Source organism: uncultured Parabacteroides sp. (genome assembly GCF_905196875.1).
Classification (GTDB): Bacteria; Bacteroidota; Bacteroidia; order Bacteroidales; family Tannerellaceae; genus Parabacteroides.
This window is the reverse complement of record NZ_CAJJWO010000005.1, coordinates 20,250-45,505: the sequence shown is the minus strand read 5'-3', so window position 1 is coordinate 45,505 and position 25,256 is coordinate 20,250. Positions and strand designations below refer to the sequence as shown.

The 25,256-nt window shown below is 45.2% G+C and carries 25 protein-coding genes; 21 read left to right on the top strand and 4 right to left on the bottom strand.

Annotated elements, in window-relative coordinates:
- The first annotated feature begins 48 nt into the window (after nt 1–48).
- From rlmN to QZ076_RS03020, 13 genes are all read left to right on the top strand, one after another.
- The gene (gene rlmN / locus QZ076_RS03080; RefSeq protein WP_293710260.1) at nt 49–1,080 is read left to right on the top strand and encodes a 23S rRNA (adenine(2503)-C(2))-methyltransferase RlmN; all 1,032 of its coding nucleotides are present in this window, start codon (nt 49–51) and stop codon (nt 1,078–1,080) included.
- Between the two features lie 54 nt (nt 1,081–1,134).
- Entirely contained in the window at nt 1,135–2,172 is a 1,038-nt protein-coding gene (locus QZ076_RS03075; protein WP_293710258.1) for a DUF4837 family protein, read from the top strand.
- A 13-nt stretch (nt 2,173–2,185) separates the two neighbouring features.
- Complete coding sequence (gene pdxA / locus QZ076_RS03070; protein WP_075556539.1) at nt 2,186–3,304, top strand: 4-hydroxythreonine-4-phosphate dehydrogenase PdxA; 1,119 nt, start codon at nt 2,186–2,188, stop codon at nt 3,302–3,304.
- Nucleotides 3,305–3,382: 78 nt separating this feature from the next.
- Nucleotides 3,383–3,850 (top strand): adenylyltransferase/cytidyltransferase family protein, encoded by a 468-nt coding sequence (locus tag QZ076_RS03065; RefSeq protein WP_007658908.1) that lies wholly within the window; start codon nt 3,383–3,385, stop codon nt 3,848–3,850.
- A 9-nt stretch (nt 3,851–3,859) separates the two neighbouring features.
- Nucleotides 3,860–4,588 carry an SDR family oxidoreductase gene (locus QZ076_RS03060; protein ID WP_293710254.1) on the top strand — a complete coding sequence of 243 codons (729 nt, stop codon included), beginning with the start codon at nt 3,860–3,862 and terminating at the stop codon, nt 4,586–4,588.
- Between the two features lie 7 nt (nt 4,589–4,595).
- Nucleotides 4,596–5,483: a CDP-alcohol phosphatidyltransferase family protein gene (locus tag QZ076_RS03055; protein ID WP_293710252.1), complete on the top strand. Its 888-nt coding sequence runs from the start codon at nt 4,596–4,598 to the stop codon at nt 5,481–5,483.
- A 7-nt stretch (nt 5,484–5,490) separates the two neighbouring features.
- On the top strand, nt 5,491–6,318 hold the full coding sequence (locus tag QZ076_RS03050; protein WP_293710250.1) for a lysophospholipid acyltransferase family protein: 828 nt from the start codon (nt 5,491–5,493) through the stop codon (nt 6,316–6,318).
- A gap of 100 nt (nt 6,319–6,418) precedes the next feature.
- Nucleotides 6,419–7,603: a sigma-54 dependent transcriptional regulator gene (locus QZ076_RS03045; protein ID WP_293710406.1), complete on the top strand. Its 1,185-nt coding sequence runs from the start codon at nt 6,419–6,421 to the stop codon at nt 7,601–7,603.
- Between the two features lies 1 nt (nt 7,604).
- Nucleotides 7,605–8,117: an LptE family protein gene (locus QZ076_RS03040; RefSeq protein WP_293710248.1), complete on the top strand. Its 513-nt coding sequence runs from the start codon at nt 7,605–7,607 to the stop codon at nt 8,115–8,117.
- A gap of 4 nt (nt 8,118–8,121) precedes the next feature.
- Nucleotides 8,122–8,892, top strand: a complete 771-nt coding sequence (locus QZ076_RS03035; protein WP_293710246.1) for a hypothetical protein — start codon at nt 8,122–8,124, stop codon at nt 8,890–8,892.
- A 7-nt stretch (nt 8,893–8,899) separates the two neighbouring features.
- On the top strand, nt 8,900–9,268 hold the full coding sequence (gene secG, locus QZ076_RS03030; protein ID WP_249388831.1) for a preprotein translocase subunit SecG: 369 nt from the start codon (nt 8,900–8,902) through the stop codon (nt 9,266–9,268).
- A gap of 183 nt (nt 9,269–9,451) precedes the next feature.
- On the top strand, nt 9,452–9,757 hold the full coding sequence (locus QZ076_RS03025; protein WP_293710243.1) for a DUF4491 family protein: 306 nt from the start codon (nt 9,452–9,454) through the stop codon (nt 9,755–9,757).
- A gap of 34 nt (nt 9,758–9,791) precedes the next feature.
- Nucleotides 9,792–10,040 carry a hypothetical protein gene (locus tag QZ076_RS03020; protein WP_293710241.1) on the top strand — a complete coding sequence of 83 codons (249 nt, stop codon included), beginning with the start codon at nt 9,792–9,794 and terminating at the stop codon, nt 10,038–10,040.
- Here QZ076_RS03020 and QZ076_RS03015 read toward each other — a convergent pair.
- On the bottom strand, nt 10,005–11,558 hold the full coding sequence (locus tag QZ076_RS03015; RefSeq protein ID WP_293710239.1) for a M20/M25/M40 family metallo-hydrolase: 1,554 nt from the start codon (nt 11,556–11,558) through the stop codon (nt 10,005–10,007). The genes QZ076_RS03020 and QZ076_RS03015 overlap by 36 nt on opposite strands.
- Nucleotides 11,559–11,701: 143 nt before the next feature.
- Between QZ076_RS03015 and QZ076_RS03010 the strand changes: the two genes are divergently transcribed.
- The 4 genes from QZ076_RS03010 (at nt 11,702) to QZ076_RS02995 (ending at nt 17,748) form a co-directional block, all read left to right on the top strand.
- Nucleotides 11,702–12,049 carry a hypothetical protein gene (locus QZ076_RS03010; protein WP_293710237.1) on the top strand — a complete coding sequence of 116 codons (348 nt, stop codon included), beginning with the start codon at nt 11,702–11,704 and terminating at the stop codon, nt 12,047–12,049.
- A 53-nt stretch (nt 12,050–12,102) separates the two neighbouring features.
- Nucleotides 12,103–13,212, top strand: coding sequence for an efflux RND transporter periplasmic adaptor subunit (locus tag QZ076_RS03005; RefSeq protein WP_293710235.1), 1,110 nt, complete (start codon nt 12,103–12,105; stop codon nt 13,210–13,212).
- A gap of 5 nt (nt 13,213–13,217) precedes the next feature.
- Nucleotides 13,218–16,328 carry a CusA/CzcA family heavy metal efflux RND transporter gene (locus tag QZ076_RS03000; RefSeq protein ID WP_293710233.1) on the top strand — a complete coding sequence of 1,037 codons (3,111 nt, stop codon included), beginning with the start codon at nt 13,218–13,220 and terminating at the stop codon, nt 16,326–16,328.
- Nucleotides 16,329–16,491: 163 nt separating this feature from the next.
- The gene (locus tag QZ076_RS02995; RefSeq protein ID WP_293710231.1) at nt 16,492–17,748 is read left to right on the top strand and encodes a TolC family protein; all 1,257 of its coding nucleotides are present in this window, start codon (nt 16,492–16,494) and stop codon (nt 17,746–17,748) included.
- Between the two features lie 52 nt (nt 17,749–17,800).
- Here QZ076_RS02995 and QZ076_RS21965 read toward each other — a convergent pair whose 3' ends face one another.
- On the bottom strand, nt 17,801–18,112 hold the full coding sequence (locus QZ076_RS21965) for a type II toxin-antitoxin system RelE/ParE family toxin (RefSeq protein WP_365324424.1): 312 nt from the start codon (nt 18,110–18,112) through the stop codon (nt 17,801–17,803).
- The gene (locus QZ076_RS02990; RefSeq protein WP_293710229.1) at nt 18,109–18,360 is read right to left on the bottom strand and encodes a hypothetical protein; all 252 of its coding nucleotides are present in this window, start codon (nt 18,358–18,360) and stop codon (nt 18,109–18,111) included. The genes QZ076_RS21965 and QZ076_RS02990 overlap by 4 nt, the downstream gene beginning before the upstream one ends.
- A 99-nt stretch (nt 18,361–18,459) precedes the next feature.
- Between QZ076_RS02990 and QZ076_RS02985 the strand changes: the two genes are divergently transcribed.
- Genes QZ076_RS02985 through QZ076_RS02970 form a run of 4 tightly spaced genes read left to right on the top strand, consistent with a single transcriptional unit; the run spans nt 18,460 to nt 21,783 of the window.
- Complete coding sequence (locus tag QZ076_RS02985; protein ID WP_293710227.1) at nt 18,460–19,245, top strand: EFR1 family ferrodoxin; 786 nt, start codon at nt 18,460–18,462, stop codon at nt 19,243–19,245.
- 6 nt (nt 19,246–19,251) lie between these two features.
- The gene (locus tag QZ076_RS02980) at nt 19,252–20,235 is read left to right on the top strand and encodes a TlpA disulfide reductase family protein (protein ID WP_293710225.1); all 984 of its coding nucleotides are present in this window, start codon (nt 19,252–19,254) and stop codon (nt 20,233–20,235) included.
- A gap of 2 nt (nt 20,236–20,237) precedes the next feature.
- Nucleotides 20,238–20,867, top strand: a complete 630-nt coding sequence (locus QZ076_RS02975) for a hypothetical protein (protein ID WP_293710223.1) — start codon at nt 20,238–20,240, stop codon at nt 20,865–20,867.
- A gap of 58 nt (nt 20,868–20,925) precedes the next feature.
- A complete protein-coding gene (locus tag QZ076_RS02970; protein ID WP_293710221.1) occupies nt 20,926–21,783 on the top strand; it encodes a TIGR01777 family oxidoreductase in 858 nt (285 codons plus the stop codon).
- A gap of 79 nt (nt 21,784–21,862) precedes the next feature.
- Here the strand turns inward: QZ076_RS02970 and QZ076_RS02965 are convergent, their stop codons facing one another.
- Entirely contained in the window at nt 21,863–25,243 is a 3,381-nt protein-coding gene (locus tag QZ076_RS02965) for a glycoside hydrolase family 2 TIM barrel-domain containing protein (protein WP_293710219.1), read from the bottom strand.
- Nucleotides 25,244–25,256: the final 13 nt, after the last annotated feature.

The window sequence follows — 25,256 nt, the reverse complement described above, 5'->3', positions numbered from 1 at the left end:
AGCTTTTTTTTATCTTTGTGCCGGATTAATCGTTATATAAATAAAACAATGCAAGAGAAAAGACGATTGTTGGGCATGACGCTGAACGAACTGAAAGAGGTGGCTGCGGAGGTCGGATTACCTGGTTACGCTGCTAAACAGATGGCTGACTGGCTGTATAAGAAAAAAGTAAGCTCTATCGCTGAAATGACTAATATTGCAGCTGCCAAACGAACACAACTGGAAGAGTCTTTTGAAGTGGGTGCCGTTCCTCCTGTAGATTGTATGAAGTCGGTAGACGGAACGATAAAATATTTGTTTGCTGCCGGTACTGGTAACTTTGTCGAGGCTGTTTATATCCCGACAGATGATCGTGCAACTTTGTGTGTCTCTTCCCAGGTCGGATGTAAAATGAACTGTCTGTTCTGCATGACGGGAAAACAGGGGTTTACAATGAACCTTACAGCCAATCAGATACTGAATCAGATACAATCTCTACCGGAATCTGACAGTCTGACGAATCTGGTCTTTATGGGAATGGGAGAGCCGTTGGATAATGTGGACGAACTTTTTAAAGTTCTTGAGATCCTGACATCCTCATATGGATATGCCTGGAGCCCTAAAAGGATAACCGTTTCAACTATCGGGGTTGCCAAGGGATTGAAGCGTTTTCTAGAGGAAAGCGACTGTCATCTGGCCGTTAGTCTGCATTCTCCTTATCATGAAGAGCGATTGTCGTTAATGCCTGTGGAAAAAGCTTATCCGGCACAAAGCATCATCGAATTACTTAAGGAATATGATTTCTCACACCAGCGGCGGGTGTCATTTGAATATATTGTTTTTAAAAATTTAAACGATAGTCCGCAACATGCTAAAGCATTGATTTGTTTATTAGATACCTTGGACTGCCGGGTAAATCTGATCCGTTTTCATGCTATACCCGATGTCCCGTTGGAAAGTTCGGATCTGGCAAAGATGGAAGCATTTCGCGATATATTAAATAATGCCGGAATAATCTGTACGATTCGGGCTTCCAGGGGAGAAGATATATTTGCTGCTTGCGGAATGTTATCCACCGCTAAAAAGCAACAAAAGGGATAGAAGACAAGTCATTTAAGAGAAAAGAATTATATTTGTGTAATAAAACGAATGGGTATGAAAAAGATTTCTTTACTGATTAGCTTATTCATGTTTCTGGTATTGCTGGGTGCATGTAGCTCTGGGCCGGTTGGAAAACGTGCAACAGGACTTGCTTATGAAGTCGTTGTTGTAATGAAAAAAGCAAACTGGGATGGCCCTTCGGGAATGGCTGTTAAAAAAGAACTGACATCCGATGTCCCGGGACTTCCTCAATCTGAACCCGCATTGAAAATAACCTATGTAGATCCTTCACAATTCGATGGATTATTGACTTATGTTCGTAATATTCTGATCGTAAATATCGATCCTGCTATTTATACGAAAGCTTCAGTGAGTTATGAGAATGACCGTTGGGCAAATGGACAGGTGGTCGTAACATTAAATGCCCCTTCTCCGGAAGCTATCATCGAATATACGGAAGCACATCCAAAGGCATTGGTTGATTTCTTCGTGAAGGTGGAAATGAACCGTGCTATGAATCAGTTGCAGAAAGATTATAGTGCAGTTGTTATGGATAATCTCAAAAATAATCATGACCTGATGCTCAATGCTCCGGCGAATATGACTTATTATCGTGATACTACTGATTTCTTCTGGGCATCTAACAATGCGAATACCGGACGTACTGATTTAATCGTATATACATTCCCTTATACGGATCCGAACACCTTTACTGCAGAGTATTTGATAGCAAAGCGTGATTCTGTACTGAAAAAGAATTTGCCGGGATCTTTTCCTGAATCTTATATGGCAACAGAAACGCGTGCCGATGTAAGTTATACGCCTATAACAGTGAATGGAAAGTATTGTGGCGTATTACGTGGTTTATGGAAAATGGTCGGTGATATGATGGGTGGGCCGTTTGTCAGCCATGTCCGTCTGGATGAAAAGAACAACCGGGTCGTTGTGGCTGAAGGTTTTGTTTTTGCCCCGGAGACAGATAAACGTAATTTCATTCGTCGTATAGAGGCTGCATTATATACCCTTCGTCTGCCGGATGAATTTAACAAGTCCGTAGATGAAACGCTGGATATTCCTGAAAATAAGAAATAAACAAACATAATACATGGAAGAACGATTGATAAAAGTGGGCATTACTCACGGAGATATAAATGGCATCGGATATGAGGTGATATTGAAAACATTCTCAGATGCCAGGGTAGCAGAACTTTGTACTCCGATCATATACGGTTCGTCAAAGATTGCCGCCTATCACCGGAAAGCATTGGAATTGCCCCCTGTGAATATGAATATTATCTCTCAGGCAGAGGATGCCGGTGTTAACCGCGTTAATATTATAAACTGTGTGGATGACGAGACGAAGGTCGAGCTGTCCCAGTCGACAACTATTGCCGGTGAAGCTGCTTTTCTGTCGCTGGAAGCCGCAGTTGCAGATCTGAAACGTGGTGCTGTTGATGTTTTACTGACAGCCCCGATCAACAAGCATAATATACAAAATGACCAGTTCCATTTTCCGGGTCATACGGAATATTTGGAAGAACGTTTTGGGGGAGTAGGCCGGAAGGCCTTGATGATCCTGATGAAGGATAGTTTGCGGGTTGCTTTGGTGACCGGACATATTCCTCTGTCGGAAGTTCCATCCAGAATAACTGTGGAGGATATTATGTCGAAATTGCGTATATTCAATCAATCGCTCAAGCAGGATTTCGGAATCGTAAAGCCACGTATTGCCGTGTTGTCTTTAAATCCTCATGCTGGAGACGACGGCCTGCTGGGAAAAGAAGAGGAAACGATCATTATTCCGGCAATGCAAGAGGCTGAGAAAAGAGGTGTTATGTCTTTCGGCCCTTATGCCGCCGACGGATTCTTCGGTTCGCAGATGTATGATAAATTTGATGGTGTACTGGCTATGTATCATGATCAGGGACTGGCTCCATTCAAGACTCTGGCGATGGACGACGGAGTTAATTATACGGCCGGTTTGTCTGTGGTACGTACTTCTCCGGCACATGGTACTGCTTATGATATCGCAGGACAGAATTTAGCTTCGGAAGAGTCTTTCCGTCAGGCTTTGTATGCAGCTCTGGATATTTATCAGAATCGGTTGATCTATCGTGAAGCAACAGCCAATCCACTTCGTAAACAATATTTTGATAAAGGAGGCGATAATGAAAAGCTGGATCTTACCAAGGAAGACGATGATACGGATGTTTGTCCTCAATAAATTACGCTTTTTGACTTCAAACTTTTTTTGATAAGAAAAGTTTACGTAAGTTTGTAGTTTCAAATTGCAACATGAATTATGTTTAAAGATAAAACGATCGTATATACTTCCGGAACGTTTGATATGTTCCACTATAATCACCTACGGATGATCAATTATGCCCGTAGTTTGGCTGATATTCTTATTGTAGGTGTAAGTACGGATGAACTGGTCTCTTCTTATAAGGCGAATCCTATTATTCCTTTTAATGAACGTCTTCAGATCATTGAAGCATTGAAAACGCCTGATATTGTGATACCGCAACATACTTTGGATCATACGGAGATAGTAAAAAAACTGAATATCGATGCATTTGTTGTGGGTGACGACTGGTTCGGTAAATATGATTATCTGAAAGATCTGGGTGTGCAGGTCTTTTATTTCCCTTACGGAACAGGAGTGTCTTCTTCTAACCTGAAGAAAACGATCCATGATTCTTATGAGGAAAATCTGAAATATCAACGACATGCTAAACCTGCAACTGTAAAAGGTAAAGGGGAGGAATAAAAACGACTCATGGAAAAATATGCTTTAATTACCGGTGGTACGAAAGGTATAGGTAAAGCGGTGGCTTTCTGTTTAGGTAAAGCCGGGTATAACCTTGTCCTTACCTATGCTTCCGATCCGAATACTGCAGAACATACCAGAGAACAATTGCAGCTGCAATTACAAGTAAAGGTCTTTGTATTGCAGGCTGATGTAACAGATAAAGAATCCATAGAAAAAATATATACTTATCTGCTGGAGAAAGATTTGCAGCTCGATGCCGTAGTTTTTAATGCCGGCCTTACCTGTCGTGACTCTTTTGAAGAGTTGTCGTTGGCGGATTGGGAACGGGTGTTTTTTGCCAATGTGCATTTTCCGGTGTTCTTTCTTCAACGCACTGTCGGACGTATAAATAAAGGAGGCAGTGTAGTTTTTACCGGCTCTCTTATGGGAATTCAACCTCATTCGGTGTCTTTGGCTTACGGTGTAACAAAAAGTGCTGTACATGCCCTTGTTAAAAATCTGGTTAAGTTTCTTACGCCTTATGAATTGCGTGTGAATGCAGTGGCCCCCGGATTTGTAGATACGGAATGGCAGAAAACAAAACCGGCAGAGATACGCCGGAATATAGAAAATAAGGTTTCTCTCGGTCGCTTTTGTGATCCGGAAGAGCTAGCCGAAGTATATAAGATGTTAATTGAAAATAGTTATTTTAATGGCGAAGTGGTCGTTGTAGACGGCGGTTATTCGTATAAATAATAGATAGATGAGTAATTTGGATAAGGAATACGAAGCATCGCTGAAATCGATAGAAACAGAAAATGTTGTCGATCGGGCATTTTACCGTCCGATAGGTTTCCGTATAGCTCGTATGTTACGTGGCACAGGAATTACCCCGAATATGGTAACGGTAATTTCTATATTTGTAGGGGCGGCCGTTGGTTTTATGTTTTATCATGATAATCTGGTCTATAATATTTGTGGTATATTATTATTGATTTTTGCCAATATACTGGATTGTGTAGACGGCCAGCTGGCTCGTCTGACAGGTATAAAGTCGGCTATCGGACGAATACTGGACGGTTTTGCCGGTGATATCTGGTTTGCATCTATCTATGTTGGGTTCGCTTTACGTTTATCACACGACTACGGAACACACTGGTTCTTTGCCTTAGCTGTCTTATCCGGACTTTCTCATCTGGTACAAGCAAATATTACCGACTACTATAAAACGCTCCATCTTTATTTTATCAGCAAAGATAAAGGAGCCGAGTTCCAATCGTTGGAACAGGTTATAGCTCGCCATAAAGAGATGAAGATGGGAATCAACAAAACATTTTATTTTCTTTACAGGGGGTATACATTGCTTCAGGTAAAGGCTACTCCTGCTTTGCAGCGTATGCTGCGGAGCCTGCATGCTAAATACGGTGATGACATCCCCGAAAATGTACGGGTAGCTTTTCGTAAACAAAGTCGTGAATTGATGCGTTATATAGATCTACTGACATTTAACGGACGTACGATTGTTATGTTCATCGTGGTGTTGATAGGTGAAGTCTGGATTTATTTCCTGTATGAAATAATTGTGTTGAACATAGTCTTGCTATTGGCTATGCGTAAGCATGAAAAGATGTGTGCATCGTTTATAGAATAAATAATATATGAAAAAGAGCGTAGTAGACATAAATGATTTGCAGGAAGCTGCCCCGTTCTTCAAAAGCCGTATAGGCACCTTCCTTGGCAAATTATTGATTAAATGCTTAAATGTTGATAAAGTAAACAGGGTACATGCTAATAATTGTCATCTGCGCGGTTCTGCATTTACATCTGCGCTTCTGAGTGATCCGTTGATCGATATTAAGTATAACCTGCATAATGCGGAAATACTGGATCATTTACCGGAAGGTGCATTTATCACAATCTCCAACCATCCGATCGGATCGGTAGACGGCATTATGTTGATCGATATAATGGCTTCCCGTCGTCCTGATTTTAAAGTGATGGTAAACGGTGTCCTGACTAAGATCGGAGCCATGCAAGATAATTTTGTATCGGTCATGCCGGACTCGACAGGTACCGGACCGAATCCAGCTAATATCAATGGTGTCCGTTATTCCTTACAGCGACTGAAAGAAGGTCATCCTATGGGCTTTTTTCCTGCAGGAGCTATCTCTTTTTATAATAAGCAGGATAAAGCGATCCACGATTTACCTTGGACACATAGTGTGATCCGGTTGATAAAAAAAGCGAACGTGCCTGTTTATCCTGTCTATTTCGATTTTCTTAATTCCCGTTTCTTTTACTGGCTGGGAAGCATAAGTTGGAAGATCCGTACCCTGCGTATTCCGACAGAAGCTTTTAATAAAAGAGGAAAAACTGTCGATGTATATGTCGGTGAACCTATCTCTCCGGAAGAAATAAAGAAATTTACCGATGATACGGCACTTGCTGAGTTCTTGTTCAACAAGACTTACGGTGCTAAAAAATGAGAAACCGCTGATAGAATCTACTTCGGATAGCTGGAATTTGAATTAAGATTTGTAATTTTGGCAGACAAACTGAAATAATTACAGATATTCAATAGATATGATGATTAAGCTAGACGTCCAGCAAATAAAGCAACGTTTTGGAATTATAGGAAATAGCCCGGGCCTGAACAGGGCTATCGATGTGGCTCTTCAGGTGGCCCCGACAGATTTATCTGTCCTGATTACCGGTGAGAGTGGTGTCGGTAAGGAGACATTTCCACAGATTATACATCAGAACAGTCCGCGTAAACACGGACAATATATAGCCGTAAACTGCGGTGCTATTCCTGAAGGAACAATTGACTCGGAATTGTTCGGACATGAGAAAGGTTCTTTTACAGGAGCATTGGCAGACCGGAAAGGATATTTTGAAGTGGCCGACGGTGGTACAATCTTTCTGGATGAAGTTGGGGAATTACCTATCCCTACACAAGCCCGTTTGTTGCGTGTGCTTGAAACAGGGGAGTTTATTAAGGTCGGCTCTTCCAAGGTGTTGAAGACAAATGTGCGGATTGTAGCTGCTACGAATGTAAATCTGATACAGGCTGTTGCCGATGGGAAATTCCGTGAGGACCTGTATTATCGTTTGAATACTGTTCCTATTCAGATTCCCCCTTTACGAGAACGTCCGGAAGATATAATTCTTTTGTTCCGTAAATTCGCGGGTGATTGTGCAGAGAAATATCGTATGCCGCCCATCCGTTTGGATGATGAAGCACGTCAGTTGCTTACTTCGTACCGCTGGCCGGGTAACGTCCGGGAACTGAAGAATATAACAGAGCGTATTTCCGTGATTGAAGAGAACCGTGATATAACAGCAGATGTTTTACGTTTGTATCTTCCTGATCTGAATGTGGAGAAATATCCGGTACTGGTTAAGCAGCAGGATAATGATCAGAAGTTCTTCAACAGTGAACGTGAGATCCTTTATCAGGTTCTTTTCGATATGAAGAAAGACGTAAACGACCTGAAAAAGCTGGTCCATGATATTATGGGAGGGAAGATGCAGATGCCTGTTGCAGAAGAGACAACCTATGCACATCCTATTCATCCGGTTCATTCTACTTCCATCCAGGAAGTGGAAGACGTAGAAGAGGAAGAAACCTTATCACTGGAAGAAGTGGAAAAAGAAATGATCCGTAAGGCACTGGAAAAGCATAACGGCCGCCGTAAGAATGCTGCTGCCGATCTGAAAATTTCGGAACGTACGCTTTACAGAAAGATTAAAGAATATAATTTGGAATAATATGTTTAAGAAAAATGTGATCTGGCTTTGCCTGTTGATAGGATTGGTGCTGACAGCCTGCTCCATCTCGTATAAGTTCAATGGAGCTTCTATCGACTATACGAAGGTGAAAACCATCACGATAAAAGATTTTCCCAACCAAGCTCCCTTGGTTTATCCGCAGCTTTCGCAGGAGTTTACCGAGGCACTGAAGGATATATACATTCGTCAAACACGCCTTCAGCTGGTAAATGATAATGGCGACCTGGAGCTGGAAGGTGAGATCACCGGTTATCAACTGACACCGATGGCTGTCAAGGAAGATGCCTGGTCTTCACAAACCAAGTTGACCATTACGGTACGTGTGCGTTATTCAAACCGGACAAATCCTGATGAAGATTTCGAGCAGACTTTCTCTGCTTATCAGGAATTTGATGCGACACGAATGCTGCAGGATGTAGAACCTGAATATGTACCGCTCATTATAGAAGAAATTGTAGATCAGATTTATAATGCGACAGTAGCAAACTGGTAAGATTATGAAAGCGGCAGATTTATATCAACTGATAGAAAATCCCTCTCTGCTGACGAAGGAAACACTTCCTCAACTGAAGCAGATAGTGGACGAATATCCTTATTTTCATATAGCACGGATGCTTTATCTGAAGAATCTGGCTGTATTGAATGATATCCGTTTTGCTGCCGAACTGAGGAAAATGGCTGTCTATATACCGGACAGGAAAAAATTGTTTACATTAATTGAAGGAGAACGTTACGGCATGCATCTTAAAACTGCGTCGGGCGAAGAAGCAGAGACGGCCGACGCTTTTTCTCTGATCGAGGCCTTTCTTGCCGACCGTGAGAGTGAAGGAGAGCAACAGGCTTCAGATCCGACATTACTATTCCAACCATCCGTATCATCGGATTATATTTATTGGTCTTTGACAAAAGATTCTGAAACACAAGAGGAGGAAGAGTCGTCTGTTAAATTGCAGCATCACGATCTGATCGATTCATTTATTAAAAATGATGAACAGCGTGCACCGGGAAGTGGTTTAGGGATCAACCTGGAAACGGATGAAGAAGGACAACCCTCTTCGTTGAAACCGGAAGATGAGGAACCGGCTCGTTCTCTGGATGATGATTCTTATTTTACCGAGACTTTAGCGCATATTTATGTTAAACAGAAACGGTATGAGAAAGCGTTGCAAATTATTAAAAACTTATATTTGAATTATCCAGAAAAAAATGCTTACTTTGCAGACCAAATAAGATTTTTGGAAAAATTGATTATTAACACTAAAAAATAAAACTAAAATGTACGTATTTATTTCTATTTTGATCCTGATTGCGTCATTACTATTGATCCTGATAGTACTGATTCAGAACTCAAAGGGTGGAGGTCTGGCTTCAGGGTTCTCTTCTTCTAACCAAATTATGGGTGTACGTAAGACCACAGATTTCCTTGAAAAAGCAACTTGGGGCCTGGCAGGTTTCGTTATCGTTTGTAGTATCGTTATTACTGCATTCATTCCCAGAGCAACTACAACAACTCAATCTGAAATCAAACAACAGGTAAACGAAGCAGTAACAATCGATCCGAACACGGTAGCTCCTAACTTCGGTACTGCCCAGCAACCGGCTACTGCACCGGAAGAAGCTCCGGCTGAAACTCCTGCAGAATAAGATTTAAAGAATAAGCAGTTATATATAAAAAGGCGTTCCTCATAAGGGAGCGCCTTTTTGTTTGAATTTATGACAATTGTCAATGAGGCTATAGGTATAATTTATAAGCAGGGTTATTTAATTTTTGTATCTTTGTCAAAGTAGATAAATAAAGGCTTCTGTTTTATAATAAACGATATGATTATGGATATGATTAATTTTGACGGACTTTTGATAGGTATTGCTACTTTTTTGATTATCGGATTGTTTCATCCGGTTGTAGTAAAAGCTGAATATTATTGGGGAACTAAGTGTTGGTGGATTTTTCTTATATTAGGTATTATCGGGACAGTTGCTTCCTTGTTTATAGAAAGTGTTTTTTTATCCGCTATCTGTGGAGTTTTCGCTTTCTCTTCGTTCTGGACGATCAAAGAAGTGTTCGAGCAGGAAGAGCGCGTACTGAAAGGTTGGTTTCCGAAGAATCCTAACAGACAATATCCGGAAAAATAATTGTATCTTTGTAGCCGTAATAAATAGTACAGCTATGAAGAAGAAAAAGAAAGTCTCTCCGCTGGACGAGTACATCAAGGCAAACCGTAAAGGTAGCCGCGAAGCGGAAATAGAGAATCACGGACGTCCGGTAAGTCATAACCGGGTGCATGTATCGAAAAAGGTTTACAACCGTAAAAGAGATAAGGCAGATGCCCTGGGGCGTCTGCCTTACTTGTGTAATGCCGGTTACCTGTGCGGACCGTTTTTATTCTTCTTTCAGATAAAGCCCTTCACGAGATAGCTGATGATCCAGATTAGCTACGCCCAGGCCGACAATAGCCATTACAGTAGCGGCATGTTTCTGGTATTCAGGGATGCTCTTAGTGTAAAGGTCACGTTCGGTATGCCATATCTCATCATAGCTGAAGTTATATCCTTTGAAATCTTTTTCCATAAATCCGATGGTCGGTACCCCTTCGATAGCAAAGACAGAGGCATCCGTGCCGCCCGGTGTTTTGGGCTGTTTGCGAGGTTCGGCTTCCTTCACTTCGAACGTATATTCCGGGTTGATCTTTTGGATAGGAGTGCATATCTTTACGAAATCATCATACATCGCTTTCGGTACGCTGATACCTACCGGAGGCGTTGGGCCACCATCGCGGTTAAAGAGGTTGGCTATTTTGTCCAGTTTCTTCAGATTACCTTTCACCCATGCCGTTGCACCGAGCAAACCAAATTCTTCACCGGCAAAAGCACAGAATAACATCGTACGTTTGGGTTTAGCACCGGAAATGGCGATCAGGCGGGCCGCCTCCATGACAGGAGTAACGCCTGAACCGTCATCGACACCTCCTGTGCCTACGTCGAACGAGTCGAGGTGACCGCTAAGCATTACATATTCCCCCGGATATTTACTACCTTTGATGGAGCCTATTACATTATAATATTTCACCGGTCCCAGGCGGAAATGATTGCGTATGTCGAATTCAAGCATGAAAGAGCGGCGTTCTTTCACCATCTGTTTGATCACTTCGTATTGATGTTCGTCCAGCTTGATGTCGGCAACGGTCGGTAATTTATCGATAGTCATTTCTTTGTCGAATACGACGTCTTTATCATAGAGGGCGCGTAGAGGAACCGGTGCCGACTGGATAAAACCTAATACTCCGGCCTCGCACATTTCTTTATAAAACAGTGCCGGAACATCCTCTTTAAGAGGCAGCATCGGATTGTTGGTTCTGTTCTCCCAGTTGCCGATCATTATTTCCCGGTTCTTTACAGCGATCTCGTTATTCTCGGCAATGATAGCGGCACGGGTTGAGTCGGCCGAAGCAGAGTGGGCGATCGGCCAGCCTACATTTTTGCCGTTCACTAAGACCCAGGCACCTTTCAGCTGGCCTTTCATACGATCGAACTCTTCCTGTGTACGGGGCTCCATCAAAACATGACCGCGTTGTAATCCTTTCGTACCGGAGGTGTAGGAAGGAGTAACGAAGTGCAGTTCCATACCTTGTTCTCCCAATAACTTGCCGAACCACGGACCACGGTTGAATCCGACCGGTAAAGTGCCGGCTTCCTGCAATTCCACTTCCAGTCCCCATTCTTTGAACTTGGAGGCAACCCATTGGGTGGCATTATCGTAGGCATCGGAACCGATAGGGCGGCCGCCAAAACGATTGGTAAGGATATCCAGATGGTTCATAACACGGTTGTCGGTACGTCCGGTCTCGATAATTTTGTTTACAGCGGCATCCTGTGCCGGTAAAGAGGAAACGGTCATGCAGGCCATTGTTGCAAAAAGAAGTATAGTCCTTTTCATATAAGTGTTGTTTAAGTCTTGCAAATTAATGGATATTCCCGACGTTCACCAAATGAAAAGTAAAAAATAATCATAGAATCGTTACATAAATGTAAAAGTATAACCAAAATAAATAAATACCTTTGCTACAAAATCGGAAGCGTGTGAAATCTATCTGCAATGCTATAGTAAAATATCTGCTGGTAGTTCTGTTTGTGAGCTACTATGTAGGGGGCACTGCGTTCACTCATACCCATTATTTCCCGACTTATTCAGTTACCCATTCTCACCCGTTTTTGCCGGGAGCCGACGGACTGCCGCATCACACGCATAGTTCTGCCGCGTTCAATACCATTCAGGAACTGGATGATCTCCTGATGGAGGCGGCTACCTTATGTTTAGCTCTGGTGACGGCCTGGGTACTTCTTTCCGTGTTTATTCAGAAACACCAGTATACAACCCCCGTACGTCTTGTACGTAATGTCAGCCTGCGTGCCCCGCCTTTGTATTAAATAATTTATTCGTAACGGAAAAACAGAATTATTTAATACAACATAACAACAATATGAAACAATTACTTATGCTATTGCTTCCGGCAATGGTATTGTGTTCCTGCAACTCAAACAAGCAGGACGATGAAGTTGCTGTTGCCATCACTTTGCGGGGCGACACGATACAAATAGGGGATAAATCGCCGATCTTATCCCGATTGAAGACCGATGTAGTGAAGAAAGAACCCTACCGTATGGAGTTCAGTACTTCCGGGGTGGTGAAAGCCATTCCTTCTAATTATGCGGAGGTTGCTTCTCCTTTTGGCGGACGCATTTCCAAATCGTTCGTACGGCTGGGGCAGAAAGTGGCTGCCGGAAGTCCTATCTTCGAGATCAGTTCACCCTCTTTCTTTGAAACAGGGAAGGCTTACTATCAGGCCAAGCAGGAGATGGAGTTGGCTTTGAAGAGTCTGAAGCGCGAAAAAGATCTGTTACAAAACAAAGTGGGCGTCCAGAAAGAACTCGAAGAGGCCGAAGTGAATTATGAACTCAAAAAGAAAGACTACGAAAATGCCGTCGCCGCATTGAAGGTGTTTCAGATAGAACCCGCAGATATGGTATTGGGGCAACCCCTGATTGTTCGCTCGCCGATAGCGGGAGAAGTGGTGACCGACCGTATCGTGATCGGCCAGTATATAAAGGAAGATGCAGAACCTGTCGCTGTCATAGCCAACCTGAATAAAGTATGGGTATCGGCCCATGTAAAGGAAAAGGATATGTCGCTGATACAATCGCTTGACAGTGTGGAGATCCGCCTGGTGGCTATGCCCGACCGACCTTTCCCCGGAAAGATATACCATGTCAGCGAAATGCTGGATGAGGAGACCCGCTCGGTGGAAGTGTTGATCGAATGCGATAACGACGCCCGCCTGATGAAACCGGCCATGTACGGGACTGTCAAGCTGTGCGATCGTAGTGCGGAAGTGATCCGTATCCCTGACTCGGCCATTCTCCAGGAGGAAGAAAGTGCATACGTACTTGTCTCTTTGGGAAGCAACAGCTATCGTAAGCAACAGGTATCGACTTCCGTCAGCGAAGGAGGGAAGACGGTGATCCTTTCCGGCCTTACTTCCGGCGATACGATCGTGACTACCGGAGCCTTTTACTTACTTGATGCCCGTTAAACACTATGAAAAGGATTATTTATATGGCGATATACCGGCGGGGGCTGATGTTCGTACTCTTCCTGTTTTTGGGTATAGTAGGTTACTATTCATGGACGAAACTGGCAATCGATGCCTATCCTGATATTGCAGATACTACGGTACAGGTTGTAACGCAAGTACCCGGTCTGGCTGCCGAAGAGATAGAGCAGCAAATCAGTATCCCTATCGAAAGGGCGATGAACGGTATGCCGGGACTGAATGTGATGCGAAGCAAAAACACGTTCGGCCTCTCGACTGTCGTACTGGTTTTCGATGACGGTATCGACGATTACTGGGCCCGTCAGCGGGTGCAGGAGCGTCTGGTAGATGTGGAGTTGCCTTACGATGCGGTACCGGGACTTAACCCGTTGACTTCGCCAACCGGTGAGATCTTCCGTTATGTACTGGAAAGCGACCAGCTGGATATACGCGAACTGACCGACCTGCATAAATGGGTAGTCATTCCCCGTCTGAAACAGGTGACAGGTGTGGCCGATGTCAGTAACTTCGGCGGTATCACCACCCAATACCAGATAGAGGTGAACCCACATAAGATGGAACAATATAATGTGACATTGGGAGATATCACCGAGAAGATCGAAAAGAATAACGTAAACGCCGGCGGCAGTATGCTGAGCCGTGGCGATCTGAGCTATGTGATCCGTGGTATCGGTCTGGTGAAAGACCTGAAAGACCTGGGCCGTATCGTTGTCAAGACCGAGAACGGTATACCCGTCTACCTCGACGATCTGGGAACGCTGAAATACGGAAACCTGGAGCGTAAAGGCGTGTTAGGTTTCTTCGACGGCGTGCGCGACTATTCCGATGGCGTGGAAGGTATCGTGCAGATGCTTCGCGGCGAGAACCCTTCGCAGGTGCTGGAAGGAGTGCATCAGGCCGTAGACGAACTGAATAACGAGACCCTGCCTAAAGGGACTCATCTGCATGTCTTTATGGATCGTACCAACCTGGTGGATACGACTTTGCATACCGTATCCCATACCCTGTTCGAAGGAATGGTGCTGGTCGTGCTGGTGTTGATCCTGTTTCTGGGAAACTGGCGCGGTGCTTTGTTGGTGGCGCTCACCATCCCGCTGTCTTTGCTGATCGCTTTTATCCTGATGCAGTTGACCGATATTCCGGCCAACCTGTTGTCGTTGGGAGCGATCGACTTCGGTATCCTCGTGGACGGGGCGATCGTGATGATGGAGACGGTATTGAAGAAGCGCGAACGGCATCCCGACGAAATGCTGACCGAAGATTCCATCCTGCGCCGTACCACCGAAGTGGCCCGCCCGATCTTCTTCTCTACATTAATTATTATCACCGCTTATCTTCCCTTGTTCGCTTTCGAGCATATTGAAAAGAAACTCTTCACTCCGATGGCTTACACCGTGGGTTATGCCTTACTGGGTGCGCTGGCTGTTGCCCTCTTCCTGATACCGGGGCTGGCTTTCTATGCCTATCGCAAACCGCGTAAGATATATCACAACGGCTGGTTGGAGAAGTTGGGGGATATCTATCATAAGCAGATCATCGCCCTGCTGGATAAACCTAAGCGGGTGTTGATGCCTTTGCTGGTTATTCTGGTAGCAGCCGGCGTGTTGAGTTACACCGTAGGAAAAGACTTCCTGCCACCGTTGGACGAAGGAGCTGTCTGGATACAGGTGCAACTGCCTCCGGGTATTTCTATCGAGAAGGCGAAGGAAATGGGAGCCGAATTGCGCAAAGCGGTGAAAGAGTTTGAAGAGGTCTCTTACGTAATGACCCAGGTAGGCCGCGATGACGAGGGAGCCGAAGCTTTCTCTCTTTCCCATATCGAATGCGGTGTCGGCCTGAAACCCTACGATACCTGGAAGTTCGGCAAAACAAAAGCAGACCTGATCGAAGAAATGTCGGAGAAGCTTTCGACCATGCCGGGTTATACCGTCAGCTTCTCCCAGCCGATCATCGACATGGTAATGGATCAGATTGCCGGTGCACACAGCGACCTGGCCATCAAAGTCTATGGCGACGACATCACCGATACCCGCCACATCGCCGATAAGGTAGTCAATGTTTTGCGTACGATCCCGGGAGCCGCCGATGTTGCTATCGACCAGGAGCCACCGCTTCCCCAGTTGCAAATCATCGCCGACCGCGACCGTATCGCGCAGTATGGCCTTAACTTCTCCGACGTAGCCGATATGATCGAACTGGCGATCGGAGGAAAAGCGATCTCGCAAATCTTCGTCGGCAGTAAAAGCTACGATGTGATCTGTCGTTTCGAAGGAGCCAGCCGCAACTCGCCCGAAAGCATCGGCAACCTCTTGCTTACCAACGGAGCCGGGGCAAAGATTCCCCTTTCGCAGGTAGCGGAAGTGAAAATGACGACCGGCGCCAGTACCATCTCCCGCGAAATGAACAAGCGTCACCTGACCATCCATGTCAACCTGCGCGGCGTAGACCTGACCGAGTTTCTGAATAAGGCCAACCGCTTGATCGATAAAGAGGTAAAATACAACCACGACACCGTTCACCTGCAATGGGCCGGACAGTTCGAGAACCAGCACCGTGCCTATAACCGTTTGGCGGCAGTCGTGCCCCTGGCTTTGGGTATTATGTTGCTGTTGCTCTTCGCTGCTTGTGGAAAATTCCGTCAGGCCGCCCTGATGATGTGTGTCGTTCCCTTGGCGCTGTTCGGCGGTATGCTGGCCCTGAACGTCCGGGGAATGACGCTGAATGTATCTTCCGCCGTCGGTTTCATAGCATTGATTGGCGTGGCGATCCAGAACGGGGTAATCATGATCTCGCATATCAATAACCTGCGCAGTCGTGACCGTGGTTTCAAGCAGTCTATCATTACGGGAGCGAAGCATCGTTTCCGTCCCATATTGATGACGGCGACGGTGGCTGTGCTCGGTTTGCTGCCTGCTTCGTTGAGTACCGGTATCGGTTCCGATGTACAACGTCCGTTGGCAACTGTCATCGTATACGGATTGCTGTTTGCCACCGTAATTACTTTGTATGTGCTTCCCGCTTTATATTATCTGGTGGAAAAGCACTATTTAGATGAAGACAAGGCACCAACTAAGCCGCAGGAGCCTATCGTTTAGAGGAAAGCTCCCTACTCTCTGATTTTTCGACAACTGTCGAAAGATTATTTGCCATCTGTTAAAAAATAGTTTGCCAATTGTCAAAAGATTATATAACGGTTGTCGAAAGATCAGAAAGTGGGGACATAAGGATTAGTAAGTAACGAGTAAAACAATAATAGATATGCGACAATATATTACTATGTGCCTGCTTGCCGGAAGCCTGACAGGTAGTGCGCAGCAAATGATATCCCTTTCGTACCGGAGTTATATGGAGAAGGTGACGGAAGGAAACCTGGAGTATGCCGCCGAACGTCTGAATGTGGATGTTTCGGAGGCAGAAGTGATCGCTTCGAAAGTATTCAACGATCCGAACCTGTCTGTCTCTTATTTCAACAACGAGAATGGCAGCCTGCAGATGGGAGAAGGGGTGGAAGTGGAGCTGAGTAAGACTTTCTCTTTTGGAAAGCGTGGGGCGAACATAGCCCTGGCCCGTAGCGAAAGCGAACTGTCGAAGGCTTTGCTTGCCGATTATTTCCGCAACCTGCGTGCCGATGCAACGGTTTCTTACCTGGAAGCTCTGAAGCAATATGAGTTGTACAAGGTGAAGCAGAATGCTTACGATAATATCCGTCAGCTGGCGGAGAGTGACAGTGTGCGTTTTGCGTTGGGTAAGATTATGGAGATCGATGCGATACAAAGTCGTCTGGAAGCGGGTATCCTGAAGAATGAATTGTTGCAGGCTGAAACCGATCTGCATAATGCGTTCTCCAACCTGAACTTGCTGACGGGGTCGGTAGCTCCTGATACATTATATATCCCTGATGCTTCTTTGCATCTGCCGTACCGCGATTTTGTGCTTGCCGACCTGATCTCTACGGCTTCGATGAACCGTGCCGATCTGGTGGCCGCCCTGAAGAATAAGGAGGTTGCTTCCCGTGCGTTGAAGGTGACGCGCCGTGAGCGGAATACGGATGTCGATCTTTCCATCGCCGTCAGTAAGAATGCCCGGGTGTATAATGAAGAGGCGCCGGCTCCTCCCTTTACCGGGGTGACGGCGGGGATTGCTATTCCCCTGAAGTTTTCGAACTTTAATAAGGGTGCCGTTCGTGCCGCCCGCTTTCGGGAGCAACAGGCGGAGACGCAATATCAGCAGGCGTTGTTGCAGGTACAAACCGAAGTGATGCAGGCTTATCGTAGTTATCAATCGTTGACCGAGCAGGTCGGCCATTACGAAAAAGGTATGCTCCATGCTGCCCGCGAAGTGATAGACGGAAAGGTGTATAGCTACAACCGCGGTGAAGTTTCCCTGCTGGAAGTGCTGGATGCCCAACGGACGTATGATGATGTGCAGGCGCAATACATTGAGACATTGTTTAATTATAGTACGGCGCTCGTGGAGCTGGAGAAGAGTGCCGGGGTTTGGGATGTGGAGATGTAATACTAAAAGCACAGTAAAGTCGGTTTATACTCGATATTTACTGTGCTTTTATTTATAAGTCCCGGGATAGTTTCTCAGGGTTTTGTCTGCAATCGAATATGGTAGCTATCCTGATGTAATTATCCTTTTCCAGGCAATATACTATTTTGTAATTACCTTCAACAAGCGAACGGTATCTATGAGGATTGGTAAGTAACAAAGGCTCTATAAACCCTAATAGCGGTTGTTCTTTAAGTCTTTTACTGCTAGTCCTGATTGCATCGGTAATTTTCCTGGCAGTACGCAGTCCGTATCGCGTTTTATAAAAGTTGAATATTTCAGTGATTTGTTCTTGTGCGATAGGATCCCATCTAAGCCTTTTCATTTAAGCGAGTCCAGGTAGTTATCCATATCTTCTTCCTCAATAAATTTACCGGAGCGGTAATTTACTTCAGACTCAGCAACAACTGATCTGATCTCGTCTGCGGTCGGTGCCCAGGGATAGGGCTTGCTTTTGGATGTAGCTCTTTTTAATGATAAAGCTTTAGCACATTTCTCCATCTCTGTGAACTCTTCTTCGCTCATCGAAAAGATGAGCTCGGTAAGGCTTTGTTTCCGTAAATTCAATTCCATTGTTGTCATAATTATTCTTATTAGGTTTTCTTGTATGGCAAAGATAAGATATTAGTTCTGAATTATATTTACATTTGTGGCCAAATAAGAGATACGCGTATGATATTTTACTTTTCAGGAACCGGCAACTCCCGTTGGGTGGCGAATGCGTTGGGTATTGCTTTGGGAGAACCCGTTGTTTCGATAGCCGAGGAGTTAAAAACAGGTAAAAAGGAATTTGTCTGCCCGCTTAGGGAAGACGAGAAAGTACTGTTCGTTTACCCGGTACACTCCTGGGGGCCGGCTGTTCCCGTTGCCCGCTTTATCTCGCATCTGAAGCTGACCGGATACGATAAGCAACCGGTTTACTCTGTCTCTACCTGTGGCGACGAATGTGGCTACACGGCTGATCTGATGCGGAAAGCACTGGCGAAAAGGAATATAACACTGACCGATAGCTACTCTGTCGTTATGCCAAATAACTACATCCTCCTGCCGGGCTTCGACGTGGATAGTAAAGAGGTGGAAGAACAGAAACTGAAGGAAGCCCCTTCGGCTGTCACCGCCATTGCCAAGGCTATCTGCGAACGTAAAAACGTTAATTTATACAAGAAAGGAAGCCTACCCGGACTGAAGAGCTACTGGATATATCCTCTTTTTACTAACTTTGCGATAGGGAAGAACTACTTTCGGGTGACAGACGACTGTATCTCTTGTGGCCTGTGCGAACGGGTTTGTCCGACAGGGACTATCTCTTTGAAGGACGGAAAGCCCGTATGGTCGGATACCTGTGTGCAATGTGTCGCCTGTATCCACCGCTGTCCGGTACGTGCTATTGAATATGGTAAGATAAGCCTGAAAAAAGGAAGGTATCGTCATCCCGATGTCAACAATAAAAATAAATAACGTCAAATGAAGCAACTATTAATGATGGTTATGGCTGTGTTCCTGTTGGCAGGTTGCCAGGAAACGCCTAAAGGTTATGTGATAAACGGAGTCGTGGAGAATATGCCGGATGGCAAGATCTACCTGAAATCGTTCCGTAATAAAATGTTCTTCGATGTGGATACTGCCGAGATCAGGAACGGTAAGTTTACATTCAAAGGCGAAGTGGATCAGCCACTTCTGTATGGCCTGGCAACGGAAAATATGGATTACCCGGTACAGTTCTTTGTAGAGAATACCACTATGGATGTAACGATCGGGAATGACGGTGAGACGATTATCGTACAGAACTCTCCGGTGAATGCCATCTTCCAGGAAAACCAGAGTAAAGTATTTGAAGAAGGTTTCGATGTCGACAGCCTGATCAGCAAATACCCGGACTCTCCGGCAGCTGCTTTCTATCTGTATCGTTATTTCACTTATCAGTTACCGCTGGACGAGTTGAAAGCTACTCGTGCAAAGATATCTCCGGCATTGGCAAACTGTCCTTATGTAATAGACCTGGACGGTATCATCAAGCAACTGGAAAACGTACAGATCGGTAAGACAGCTCCTGAGTTCTCTCTGCCGGATACTGCCGGTGTGGCTGTTCCCCTGGCCGATTTCCGTGGTAAATATGTTTTACTGGATTTCTGGGCTTCCTGGTGTCCTCCCTGCCGCCGCGAAAATCCGAATGTCGTGAAAGCATTCCAGGACTATAAAGATAAGAACTTTACTATTCTGGGGATTTCCCTGGATAACAATAAGAACAAATGGCTGAAAGCAATCGCCGACGACAACCTGACCTGGACACATGTTTCCGATCTGAAGTACTGGGACTCTGAAATACCCGCTTTATATGGTGTCCGTGGTATCCCGGCCAATGTGTTGCTCGATCCTGACGGTGTGATTATAGCAAAGAATATCACCGGCGAAGAGTTACATAACAAATTGAAAGAAGTAATCAAATAGGCATGAAGCGAAGTTTGCTTATATCCTTTTTCTGTCTTCTCTGTCTGTGGGGTTCGGCGGCGGAGAAGACTGACTTTAAGAAAGCAGTTCGTCAGGCAGTCGAACGGCAGATGCAGACGTATCCCAAGTCGACACTGAAAGACCTGTATAAAAACTTTTTCCAGGATAAGTTCGGACCGGGACATATTATCAGCGATACGACTGCAGCTGCTAATTATCTGCGCCGTGAGATGGCTTCTTATACGGAAACAGAAGGCGATATCGCAGAACCGACCGGTTGGGAGGGGAACTTTTATCGGGTCAACCTATCCGTTATAAAAAAAGGACAGATCCCTTATCCGGTTTATTTCGATGCATTTATCCGCAGTGTGAATGGTATCCGTCCGGTAACTGTTGCCGAGTGGCAAAAGGAGTGGAACCGGATTGAAGCTATTATCCGCACCATGAACTTTTCCCTTACTAACTATAAAGAAGACAAAAAAGAGATCGAGGACCGTCTGAACCGCGGTGAATATGTCGGTCATCACAGTAAGATATTTGAAGACAATTACTCTCCGCATTACCGTATCATCAGTAAAGCTATTTTTGAAGAAGAATTACAACCTTTAATACAATCATCCTTAATCGATTAAAACAAACGACTACCTCTGGTTGTTCTACTAGAAAAACATAAAATCAATTAAAGAGGATATGAAGATCGCAATTAGTGGTAATTCAGGTTTCATAGGACAGCACCTGACGGATTTTTTTTCTGGCAGGGGGGATGTTATTGTTCCTTTGAAGCACTCGATGTTTCTTCTCGGAAATGACGATAAGCTGAAAGAAGCCCTGACCGGATGCGATGTTGTAATCAATCTGGCCGGTACGACAATCAATCAACGTTGGACTAGCAAAGCTAAACGCGAGATAAGGAACAGTCGTGTTTGTACGACGCGGCGGTTGGTGTCGATCATAAATGAGATGCCTGTCAAGCCGGATTTATTTATTTCGGCTTCTGCAGTAGGTATTTATCCGGATAAAGGTATTTATTCGGAAACCAGTACGTCTGAAGGTTCTGGTTTTCTGGCAGAAGTCTGTATCCGTTGGGAAGAAGAGGCTCAGAAACTATCGAGGGATGTACGATTGGTTATTACCCGCTTTGGAGTCGTACTGTCGAATGATGGTGGCGCCTTGCCGAAGATGTTGCTCCCGTTTCGTTTCTTTGTCGGCGGAAAGATTGCTTCCGGTAAGCAGGGATTTTCGTGGATACATATTGAAGATGTATTAAATGCCATCAGATTTGTTATTGAACATAAGGATCTTTCAGGTGTCGTGAATCTGGTCGCTCCCCAGCCGTTGACGAACCGTGCCTTTACCCGTGCCGCAGCCGAGGTATTACATCGTCCGGCCTGGCTGACCATTCCTGGGAAAGTATTTCGTTTTTTATACGGGGAAGGAGAGGAGCTTCTGACCAAAGGGCAACAGGCTTATCCTGCCCGCCTGCTTTCTGCCGGCTATGTGTTCCGTTATTCGGATATACGGTTGGCACTGTATAGTTTTCTGATGTGAAATAGATAGTTTGCACATTGATAATAAATAAAAAGCGATCCCTGATTAACAGAGATCGCTTTTTTATGACAGTGTCTATTTATTTATAGCTATATCCAGCTTTCTTTTGTGCACTGTTGGCATTTTCTGCCGGGATCAAAGTGAAGCCCCACTTATATTCCTGGTTTGCAGGTAATGTGTATTGAGGTTCGGGACGGGAATACCAGCTATCATAACCGGCCAATCCCTGTTGTTTCAGGTCGACACATACTTCTACGAAATTACGCGGAGTGACATCGTTGATGTGTGTCTGGCGAGGTTTGTCGTACGGGCCGATATTCGGTCGGTTGTTGATCTCTTCCTGCGTGAAGTTGTTCCACTGGTACGGACGGTTGGTTGTCTTACCGGCATCAAAGTCTTCAACAGAGTTGCGCATGGCATTGAATTCCATTTCGTCGTCGGCAACGATCAGCAGGTTTTTACCCTTACCACCCAGCGTGATCCAACGTGTATCGCAATGGTGACCGTTTTCCTGCGGACGAACATAAGGGAAGTATTGATCTTCTGCTGTGCTCTTATATTGTCCAATCATATAACCGGCTTTACGATCCCAATAGTTTTCTAACGGACCGCGTCCGAAGTATTCCAGTTGGTTCATAGTTACCGGCAGGCGGAAACGTACGCCGATACGGGGTACAACCATTTTATCACGTTCGCTAACCTTATCACGTCCCGGAGAGAAGGTAGCGGTTGCGGTTGCTTCGGAGATACCGATCTTCACGCCATCTAATTGAGCAGGAGTGAAGTGGGTAGCCACATTCATAACACCGTCAGGGTAGATCTTATAAGTGATCAGGAACTGGTTGCCGGCCGGTAATTTATAATCGACATTTACAATTGCATTGCCATCGATTATTTCAGCGGAGGCATTCGTTACGTTGAAGTTACGGCTTGACAGTTCCCATATTTCCAAACGTTTCGGGTCACCGCTACCATAATCGTTATCGTTGGGAGCACGCCAGAAGTTCGGTTGGATGCCGAAACCTTCATTGAAGTATTCTGTTCCACCCACTTTATAAGAAGTAACAACTCCCGCTTTCTTATCAAATACGAAGTTAACCTTAGAAGATGTAACTTTCACATTGTCTCCTTCTTCTGATACCGTTAGTTTAGGGCCACCGGCCTTATAAGCAACTTTATCTGCTTCAATCGGCAAACGGAACTGATCCTGTGCGATATCGTAACCGGCGGGAACCAGACCTTCCTGCTTGGTTGATGTAACGACGAAGTTAATCAAATAGTCCGTGCCTGCCTGTGGTTTCAGATCGGCTACCGGAACAGTTATTTCTTGCGAAGTCTGAGGAGCAAGGTCAAGTGAAACTTTGTTGCTTTTGATTACTTTATTGTTTGCTTTCACCGTATAGGTAATTACGTAATCCTTGAGATTAGTGAAGTAGAAGCGGTTCGTGATCTTGAATACACCATTGGCTGCATTTACAGCTTCGAAACCTACATTCTGATGTGAGAACTTCACCTCTGCCATAGCCGGATGCGGAGTACGATCCGGGTTTACGATACCGTTACAAAGGAAGTTTCCGTCGCTGGGCATATCCTTGCCGAAGTCGCCACCATAAGCATAATAGTCTTTTCCGTTCTCATCTTTAACAAGCAAACCCTGGTCTACCCAGTCCCAGATCCATCCGCCCTGCAGATTCGGATATTTATAGATTGCTTGCCATTGTCCCCAAAGGTTACCGGTTGAGTTACCCATGGCATGTGCATATTCGGAGGGAGCTACCGGACGGTCGCTACCTTCTTTTCCTATTTCTTCCAGCCATCCTGCGCTAGGATACTGTGGTACATACATGTCTGTGTTCCATTCCCACAAAGCACGTTCATAGTTAACGGGGCGATCCATCAGTTCTTTATCTTTATTCTTGAGATACAGATACGTCTGGTAGAAGTTGTAACCGTTTCCGGCTTCGTTACCTAATGACCAGATGGTTACCGACGGGTAGTTCTTGTTGCGCTCATACATGTTCATCGTACGATCCATGTGCGGCAACAGCCATTCAGGGTTGTTACCCAGTGAACCGCCTTTACTCAGGCTATAATACATTCCGTGCGACTCGATGTTCGCTTCATCGTACACATACAGTCCGTATTCGTCGCAAAGCTCGTAGAACTTACGGTCTTGCGGGTAGTGGCATAAGCGAACGGAATTGAGGTTGTTCTTCTTCATGATCTCGAAGTCCTTACGCATCAGTTCCTCCGTTACATAATGTCCGGTCTGCGGATTATGTTCGTGGATGTTTACGCCTTTGAACTTGATCGGCTGTCCGTTGAACAGCAGCACTGTATATGGTTTACCATTACCGGCGATCTGATCGATAGGCTTGATTTCGATACGGCGGAAACCGACGTTATAAGGAATAACTTCCGTTACTTTGCCGTCTTCTTTTACTGTCATCAACAGTTTGTAGAGGTTCGGATGTTCGGCATTCCAGGTGGCAACATCATTCAGGTCTTTTGTGAAAGAGACTGTTTTAATATCGTTGGCACCTACCCATAGCTTATTATCGGCGGTTGCAACAGGTTGGCCTTTTGTATCCAGCAATTCATAAGATACGGTAATATCTTTAGCTTCTTTGGTGTGGTTCTTGATATCCACGGCCAGTTTGAAGATACCGTTTTTATATGTATCGTCCAGTGTGGAGATTACGCGGAAGTCATTCACTGCGATCTTCGGTTGCGACCACAGGAACACATCACGTTCGATACCGCTGAGACGCCAGAAGTCCTGACATTCCAGGTAAGAACCAGTGCTCCATCTGAATATCTTCAGGGTAAGTACGTTTTTACCCGGTTGCAGATATTTGTTGATAAGGAACTCGGCCGGATTCTTGGAGTCTTCGCTGTAACCGACTTCCTGACCGTTCACATAAACGTAAAGACCTGATTTGGCTCCGGCGATATGCAGATAGACATCGCGTCCGTCCCAGTTGGCCGGCACTTCGAAGTCACGGCGGTAAACACCCACCGGTGTAGCTTCCGGCAATTGTGGCGGTTGCGGATTACGCGGTTTGAACTCATACCCGTGATTGGTATAAATAGCTGTGCCATGTCCCTGTACTTCCCAGTTACCCGGAACAGTAATATCATCCCAGGAAGAAGTACTGGCAGACGGATCTGTGATATTATCGGGAAGATCTTTATAAGAGTCTACGTAGAAGAACTTCCATGTACCGTTCAATAATGAATAATACGGACTTTTTTCAAAACGGGATGTGAGAGCTGTCGAACGGTCACCATACGTCATAAACGAGGTACGCGGACGCTCTTTATTTACGGCAACGACCTGAATGTCCTGCCAGTAAGGCTTCGTGGTCTGGGTGGTAGGCGTACCGTCAGCCAGTACGGACCCCAGCAGGAAGCAACTGAATGCTCCTGAGAGCACGGCTTTTTTGATAGAGTGTTTCATCTGTATTTATTTA

What these genes read in the sequence shown, in the direction of transcription:
- rlmN (WP_293710260.1), top strand. Translation starts at nt 49, where the DNA reads ATGCAAGAGAAAAGACGATTGTTGGGCATGACGCTGAACGAACTGAAA.
- QZ076_RS03075 (WP_293710258.1), top strand. Translation starts at nt 1,135, where the DNA reads ATGAAAAAGATTTCTTTACTGATTAGCTTATTCATGTTTCTGGTATTG.
- pdxA (WP_075556539.1), top strand. Translation starts at nt 2,186, where the DNA reads ATGGAAGAACGATTGATAAAAGTGGGCATTACTCACGGAGATATAAAT.
- QZ076_RS03065 (WP_007658908.1), top strand. Translation starts at nt 3,383, where the DNA reads ATGTTTAAAGATAAAACGATCGTATATACTTCCGGAACGTTTGATATG.
- QZ076_RS03060 (WP_293710254.1), top strand. Translation starts at nt 3,860, where the DNA reads ATGGAAAAATATGCTTTAATTACCGGTGGTACGAAAGGTATAGGTAAA.
- QZ076_RS03055 (WP_293710252.1), top strand. Translation starts at nt 4,596, where the DNA reads ATGAGTAATTTGGATAAGGAATACGAAGCATCGCTGAAATCGATAGAA.
- QZ076_RS03050 (WP_293710250.1), top strand. Translation starts at nt 5,491, where the DNA reads ATGAAAAAGAGCGTAGTAGACATAAATGATTTGCAGGAAGCTGCCCCG.
- QZ076_RS03045 (WP_293710406.1), top strand. Translation starts at nt 6,419, where the DNA reads ATGATTAAGCTAGACGTCCAGCAAATAAAGCAACGTTTTGGAATTATA.
- QZ076_RS03040 (WP_293710248.1), top strand. Translation starts at nt 7,605, where the DNA reads ATGTTTAAGAAAAATGTGATCTGGCTTTGCCTGTTGATAGGATTGGTG.
- QZ076_RS03035 (WP_293710246.1), top strand. Translation starts at nt 8,122, where the DNA reads ATGAAAGCGGCAGATTTATATCAACTGATAGAAAATCCCTCTCTGCTG.
- secG (WP_249388831.1), top strand. Translation starts at nt 8,900, where the DNA reads ATGTACGTATTTATTTCTATTTTGATCCTGATTGCGTCATTACTATTG.
- QZ076_RS03025 (WP_293710243.1), top strand. Translation starts at nt 9,452, where the DNA reads ATGGATATGATTAATTTTGACGGACTTTTGATAGGTATTGCTACTTTT.
- QZ076_RS03020 (WP_293710241.1), top strand. Translation starts at nt 9,792, where the DNA reads ATGAAGAAGAAAAAGAAAGTCTCTCCGCTGGACGAGTACATCAAGGCA.
- QZ076_RS03015 (WP_293710239.1), bottom strand. Translation starts at nt 11,558, where the DNA reads ATGAAAAGGACTATACTTCTTTTTGCAACAATGGCCTGCATGACCGTT.
- QZ076_RS03005 (WP_293710235.1), top strand. Translation starts at nt 12,103, where the DNA reads ATGAAACAATTACTTATGCTATTGCTTCCGGCAATGGTATTGTGTTCC.
- QZ076_RS03000 (WP_293710233.1), top strand. Translation starts at nt 13,218, where the DNA reads ATGAAAAGGATTATTTATATGGCGATATACCGGCGGGGGCTGATGTTC.
- QZ076_RS02995 (WP_293710231.1), top strand. Translation starts at nt 16,492, where the DNA reads ATGCGACAATATATTACTATGTGCCTGCTTGCCGGAAGCCTGACAGGT.
- QZ076_RS21965 (WP_365324424.1), bottom strand. Translation starts at nt 18,112, where the DNA reads ATGAAAAGGCTTAGATGGGATCCTATCGCACAAGAACAAATCACTGAA.
- QZ076_RS02990 (WP_293710229.1), bottom strand. Translation starts at nt 18,360, where the DNA reads ATGGAATTGAATTTACGGAAACAAAGCCTTACCGAGCTCATCTTTTCG.
- QZ076_RS02985 (WP_293710227.1), top strand. Translation starts at nt 18,460, where the DNA reads ATGATATTTTACTTTTCAGGAACCGGCAACTCCCGTTGGGTGGCGAAT.
- QZ076_RS02980 (WP_293710225.1), top strand. Translation starts at nt 19,252, where the DNA reads ATGAAGCAACTATTAATGATGGTTATGGCTGTGTTCCTGTTGGCAGGT.
- QZ076_RS02975 (WP_293710223.1), top strand. Translation starts at nt 20,238, where the DNA reads ATGAAGCGAAGTTTGCTTATATCCTTTTTCTGTCTTCTCTGTCTGTGG.
- QZ076_RS02970 (WP_293710221.1), top strand. Translation starts at nt 20,926, where the DNA reads ATGAAGATCGCAATTAGTGGTAATTCAGGTTTCATAGGACAGCACCTG.
- QZ076_RS02965 (WP_293710219.1), bottom strand. Translation starts at nt 25,243, where the DNA reads ATGAAACACTCTATCAAAAAAGCCGTGCTCTCAGGAGCATTCAGTTGC.